The 5,695-nt window shown below is 58.6% G+C and carries 7 protein-coding genes; 5 read left to right on the top strand and 2 right to left on the bottom strand.

Annotation, left to right across the window (positions count from 1 at the left end; translation table 11 throughout):
* Nucleotides 1-520 (bottom strand): sensor histidine kinase N-terminal domain-containing protein (locus tag HLUSI_RS0108965; RefSeq protein WP_016833640.1); only part of this gene is annotated, 520 nt, incomplete at its 3' end.
* A complete protein-coding gene (locus HLUSI_RS0108970) occupies nucleotides 520-1,239 on the bottom strand; it encodes a response regulator transcription factor (protein ID WP_013234505.1) in 720 nt (239 codons plus the stop codon). The genes HLUSI_RS0108965 and HLUSI_RS0108970, both read right to left, overlap by 1 nt.
* Before the next feature lie 167 nt (nucleotides 1,240-1,406).
* On the opposite strand from HLUSI_RS0108970, the gene HLUSI_RS0108975 reads away from it, so the two are divergent.
* The 5 genes from HLUSI_RS0108975 to HLUSI_RS34005 all read left to right on the top strand — a co-directional run.
* On the top strand, nucleotides 1,407-2,210 hold the full coding sequence (locus HLUSI_RS0108975) for an ABC transporter ATP-binding protein (RefSeq protein ID WP_016833641.1): 804 nt from the start codon (nucleotides 1,407-1,409) through the stop codon (nucleotides 2,208-2,210).
* Between the two features lie 51 nt (nucleotides 2,211-2,261).
* Entirely contained in the window at nucleotides 2,262-3,134 is an 873-nt protein-coding gene (locus HLUSI_RS0108980; protein ID WP_016833642.1) for an ABC transporter permease, read from the top strand.
* 43 nt (nucleotides 3,135-3,177) lie between these two features.
* Entirely contained in the window at nucleotides 3,178-4,200 is a 1,023-nt protein-coding gene (locus HLUSI_RS0108985) for an ABC transporter substrate-binding protein (protein ID WP_029363308.1), read from the top strand.
* A 335-nt stretch (nucleotides 4,201-4,535) separates the two neighbouring features.
* Nucleotides 4,536-5,438: a DUF4123 domain-containing protein gene (locus HLUSI_RS0108990; protein ID WP_016833645.1), complete on the top strand. Its 903-nt coding sequence runs from the start codon at nucleotides 4,536-4,538 to the stop codon at nucleotides 5,436-5,438.
* A gap of 5 nt (nucleotides 5,439-5,443) precedes the next feature.
* Nucleotides 5,444-5,695 (top strand): hypothetical protein (locus HLUSI_RS34005; RefSeq protein ID WP_029363309.1); only part of this gene is annotated, 252 nt, incomplete at its 3' end.

Raw genomic sequence — 5,695 nt, forward strand, 5'->3', positions numbered from 1 at the left:
ATATTTTAGCCGTGCCGACGCTCTTGGCGAAGGACATGCGTGCATTGTTGGTCTGCGCCAGCACGATCACGGCCCAGGGGTGAGCGCCGGCAACCGGCATGCGGCGGCCGATGACGGCCATGCGCACCGGCGTGTCGAGATAGGCGCCGTCTTGCAGCAGCGGACCTTCTTCCAGTTTGTTCCAGGGAATCTCGGGCTTGAAATCCGGGTCGCCCGCGACCGTGCGGCCGTCGGGATCGATCACCACATAGAACACCTGGTCGCCGGCGGTCAGCATCGAAAACGCCGCCAGCGGCACGTCGACGTTGACCGCGCCGTTCTGGTACCAGGTGTTCTCGGCGATCTGCAAGGCGCTGCCGGACAGGATGCGGTCATAGGCTTCGCGTGCGGCGAACTGGGTGGAAATCCAGATGGCGATCAGCAGCGCCGCCGCGCTCACCAGCAGCACCGCGCCCACCCGGATGACCAGGCGGGTGTAGAGCGAACGCCCGGCGATGACGTGTTGCGTACGGCCCTGCATCAGTGCAGCGGGCTGGTGTGGGCGGCAGTGCCTGCACCGGCCCCGGGCTCGGCCGGGGCATGCAGCACCAGCTGGTAGCCCAGTCCGCGCAGGGTGCGGATTTCAAAGGCGGCCGCCGCCAGCTTCTTGCGCAGGCGCGCCACGTATTGCTCCACGCTGTTGGCGCTGGGGTTGTCATCGACCGTGAAGAGCCGGTCCATCAATTCATCCTTGTTGAAGATGCGGCCGGGACGGGCGGCGATGATTTCCAGCAGCGTCACCTCGCGCCGGGTCAGCTCGATGGGCTGGCCGTCCAGGGTGGCGCTGCGGCTCTTGCGGTCGATCGACAGGTTGGCGCAGTGCAGCAGGTTGGTCGATTCGCCGCCGCTGCGGCGCAGCAGTACGCGGATGCGGGCGTCGAGTTCGCGGAAATCGAAGGGCTTGACCAGGTAATCGTCCGCGCCCAGGTCCAGGGCGCGGACCCGCTCCTCGACTTCGGCGCAGGCGGTCAGCATCAGCACCGGCGTATGGTGTCCGCGCGTACGCAGTTGCTGCAGCAGGCTGAAACCGTCCTGCTGCGGCAGCATCACGTCCAGGATCAGCAGGTCATAGGATTCAGAGAGGCGGCGGCTGGCGTGTGCCCCATTGCTTTCCCATTCCACGGTATGGCCGATGCGGTTGAGGTGGGTGACGATGGCCTCGGCCACGTCGGCAGTGTCTTCGACCAGGAGTATGCGCATGATGAATCCGTCTTGATGGAGCGAGCCAGGAGCAGGCCTCAGTGTATTTCGATATCGGCAAGATATCGGGAAAATATCGCAGCCGATACTCGCATGTATGTCAGTTTCGTTACAGCTTGCGAGATTAGCATCCTTCACAGAACTTATAAAAGCCTACAGGAGATTCTGTGAAAAACGATCAAGCCGCTGCGCCGCAGTCTTCCGTCACGCCTGTCGATCCGTCCGCGCCCTTGCTGGAAATCGACAACGTCACCCTGCAATACAAGACTTCCGACTCGCTCGTTACCGCAACGCAGCAAGTCAGCTTCAACGTCCATCCGTCCGACCGCTACATCCTGCTGGGCCCATCCGGCTGCGGCAAGTCGACCTTGCTCAAGGCCATCGGCGGCTATTTGCAACCGACCAGCGGCAAGATCCGCCTCAAGGGCCGGGAAGTCACCCAGCCCGGCTCGGACCGCATGATGGTGTTCCAGGAGTTCGACCAATTGTTGCCGTGGAAGACCGTACGCCAGAACGTCGAGTTCGCGCTGCATGCCAGCGGCCGCCTGCAAGGCAAGGAAGCGTCCGACCGTGCCGCGTATTACATCGAGAAAGTCGGTCTCGCCAAGTTCATCGACAGCTATCCGCACACGCTCTCGGGCGGCATGAAGCAGCGCGTCTCGATTGCGCGCGGCATGGCGATGGAACCGGACGTGCTGCTGATGGACGAACCGTTCGCCGCGCTCGATGCGCTCACGCGCCGCAAGATGCAGGACGAGTTGCTGCGCCTGTGGGACGACACCAATTTCACGGTGCTGTTCGTCACCCACTCGATCGAAGAAGCGATCCGCATCGGCACCCGCATCCTGCTGCTGTCGCCGCATCCGGGCCAGGTCCGGGCGGAACTCAACAGCATCCCGCCGGAAGAAATGGGCACCGCCAGCCAGGCGCAGCTGGAGCAGCGCATCAACGACATGCTGTTTGCGCACTGATCCGTACTGATCCGCGCTGATTAATAAATACAAAGAAAGAGAGACACCGCCATGACCAAGAACAGCACACTCTTCGTGCGTCCGGAAATCATCGTCGAACCGAACCGCAACGCCGTCGCCGAAGTCCAGCGCCCATTGTCGGCCTTTGAAGCCATCTATCGCATCAGCTGGATCCGCAAGACCGCGATCCTGCTGGTGCTGGCGCTGGTCTGGGAAATCTACGGCCGCTGGCTCGACAACTCGTTGTTGTTCCCCAGCTTCAGCGAAACCCTGCACGCCTTCATGAGCGGCATCAGCAGCGGCGTGCTGCTGCAACGCGCGGCCGTCTCGCTGCAGACGCTGCTGATCGGCTACAGCCTCGGCATCCTGCTGGCCGGCCTGCTGACCACGCTGGCGATCAGCTCGCGCATCGGCAACGATTTCCTCGAAACGCTGACTTCCATGTTCAACCCGCTACCGGCGATCGCCTTGCTGCCGCTGGCGCTGATCTGGTTTGGCCTGGGCACCGGCAGCATCATTTTCGTGCTGGTGCATTCGGTGCTGTGGGCGGTGGCCCTGAATACCCACGCCGGCTTCCGCTCGGTGTCCGCCACCATGCGCATGGTCGGGCAGAACTACGGCCTGCGGCGTTTTGCGCTGGTGCGCTACATCCTGATTCCGGCCGCTTTTCCCAGCATCCTGACCGGCCTCAAGATCGGCTGGGCATTTGCCTGGCGCACGCTGATCGCGGCCGAACTGGTGTTCGGCGTATCGTCGGGTACCGGCGGGCTGGGCTGGTACATTTTTGAAAACCGCAACCAGCTGGAAACCGCCAACGTGTTTTCGGGCCTGTTCTTCGTGATCATCATCGGCTTGTTTGTGGAAAACATGATCTTCGCCAAGATTGAAAAACGCACCATCCGCCGCTGGGGTATGCAACATTAATTCCAAAAAAACGATATAAATCGACACCTTCCAAGGAGACAGAATGAAACGCAGACATTTTTCTAAACTGATGACGGCCGCAACCCTGGGGCTGTCCATGCTGGCCGCAAGTATTCCGGCCCGCGCCGAAGCACCGGTGGTGCGCTTGTCGCACGGCTATGGCTTGCTGTACCTGCCGCTGATGGTGATCCGCGACCAGGGCCTGATTGAGAAGCACGCCAAGGCGGCGGGCCTGGGCGACGTCAAGACCAACTGGGTGCTGCTCGACGGCGGCAACGTCATCAACGACGCCATGCTGGCCGGCAACCTGGACATCGCCGGCACGGGCGCGCCGGGCTTCATCACCTTGTGGTCGAAGGCGCGCGGCATCCCGCGTTCGGAAGTGACCGGCCTCGGTGCGCTGAGCACGTCGCCGCTGTGGCTCAATACCAATAACCCGAACGTCAAGTCGCTCAAGGACTTCACCTCCAAGGACAAGATCGCGATTCCCGGCATCAAGACCTCCCTGTCCGCGGTGCTGTTGCAAATGGCCGTGGCCAAGACCTTCGGCATCGAGAATTACGCCAAGCTCGATCCGCTGACCGTCAGCCTGAGCCATCCGGAAGCACTCGGTTCGCTGCTGTCCGGCAAGACCGAGATCACCGGCCATTTCACTTCACCGCCGTTCTCGTACCAGGAAGTCAAGGATCCGAAGATTCGCCGCGTGCTGAATTCGTCGGACGTCCTGGGCCACATCACCATCGACGTGGTGTTCGCGCTCAAGCAGTTCACCGAAAAGAACCCGAAGCTGACGCAAGCCTTCATGGAAGCGCAGGAAGAAGCCAACGCCTACATTGCGAAGAACCGCAAGGGCGCGGCCGAGACTTTCCTGCGCGTGTCGAAGATGAAGCTGACGCAGGATGAAGTCGAGAAGATGCTGGCCGATCCGGATACGCAATTCACGACCACGCCGGAAGACATCATGCAATACGTGGTGTTCATGGACAAGGCCGGCACCATCAAGACCAAGCCGGCGGTCTGGTCGGATCTGTTCGTGCCGGCATTCAAGACGCGCAAGGGTAGTTAAGCCAAAATCAGGTCATCAGGTCGCTGGTCGGACTTGAAGAAAAACGGGGAGCGCACATTGTGCCTCCCCGTTTTTTATTGCCCCAAGCATCTGTTGATCGAAGTGGGAAAACCCCTGTGATACGCGCAATGATGAGTGATCTATCTCGTCAAGTAATTGGGTCAAACCTAAAAGAGACTCCGGATCCTTGTGTCAAATATGAAAGCGTCTTCAAAATCTGACGATTTTTATGAGCATTTCTGGGGCGGTGCTTCATCTCGCATTTACAGCTTCTGTATCTTCACAGACAGTGACGGGCTGAAATACATCTCATTGATTCGTCCCAAGGAAATCTCATGTTTAACGTTGATCCCCATCAGGACAATCTGGCGGATTCGCTGGATGCTGCGCTGAGTGCAACTGAAAAGAAAAATCAGCAGCGGGCTGGTAAGTCGCCACATACCTACGCCCTGATTGACGGCGTATTTGATCAAAAATGGGGGGCGGCATTGTTATGGCAACAAAGCCAGGCAGTCAACGTCCATTGTGTACGCTCGCTGTACACCGGGTCCCGGCTTGAAGCGCTGGAAGAATGCGCGCCGTTTCTGGTGATCATTGAACCAGAAAAGCGATTGTCTGCACTGCAAGGCCTGCTTTCCAGAACCGACCACAAACCCATGCTGACATTCGTTCAAAGCCCGCTGGATTTGTTTGCGTTGCAAAGACATCTGGTGCGCTTCAGTCAGATAGAGACGCCGGACACCTTGGTGTTTCCTCTACGGTTTGCCGACAGCATTTGCCTGCCCGAGATCCTCGATGTGTTCACGTTGGAACAACGCGCAGCAATATTGAGCGGTGTCACCGCATGGCACTACGTTGACCGTCGGGGTGGCGTCGTCACCATCGCTGGAACTTGCAATGATGCTGATTTGTACGTGACCCCCATGTATGGCGAGATTGATCGCATTCCATTTTCCGATTCCCAATACGTACAGCTATTTGATAGTTCTGAGGCCGACGGAATATTGAATGCGTTGTCCGCGAAACACATGCCCATTTTCAAGCAAGTGAAAGTATCACTCTTGTTTCAACGTGTGCAAACCGCGTTGCAAGAAATGGATAGACGAAACATCAAAGAGGAAAAAAGCCGGAAGGAACTGGCTTACGTCTGTTTGCATTTGCCGGACAGTCACGCCGTCAAAATCTTGCTCGATATCGCGCAAAACCAAGGTTTGGAAGCAGCACTAGAAAGCTGGTGATTTGAATGGGCCAAAAAATGATGAAGAAGACATTCCTGCTGGCGAGCATTGCTACTTTGACGGCATGCAGTACCACTGCGCCTGTTGTGGCGGAGACGAAGGAGGCAAAGCCGTATGTGTACATACCTGAAGAATATGTGTCGATCTCTTGCGTGACACATGGGACAGGCTACATCCATTCTTTTTCCATTGAGGAGCCTGTGCATAGCGGGCCGGTCGGCGGAAGGATGGCTGGTGGTGCAAGTTGCGGTGGTCTG

It is taken from the genome of Herbaspirillum lusitanum P6-12, assembly GCF_000256565.1.
GTDB lineage: Bacteria > Pseudomonadota > Gammaproteobacteria > Burkholderiales > Burkholderiaceae_D > Herbaspirillum > Herbaspirillum lusitanum.

Coding starts and splice junctions, on each gene's coding strand:
- HLUSI_RS0108970 (WP_013234505.1), bottom strand. CDS start 1,239: ATGCGCATACTCCTGGTCGAAGACACTGCCGACGTGGCCGAGGCCATC.
- HLUSI_RS0108980 (WP_016833642.1), top strand. CDS start 2,262: ATGACCAAGAACAGCACACTCTTCGTGCGTCCGGAAATCATCGTCGAA.
- HLUSI_RS0108985 (WP_029363308.1), top strand. CDS start 3,178: ATGAAACGCAGACATTTTTCTAAACTGATGACGGCCGCAACCCTGGGG.
- HLUSI_RS0108990 (WP_016833645.1), top strand. CDS start 4,536: ATGTTTAACGTTGATCCCCATCAGGACAATCTGGCGGATTCGCTGGAT.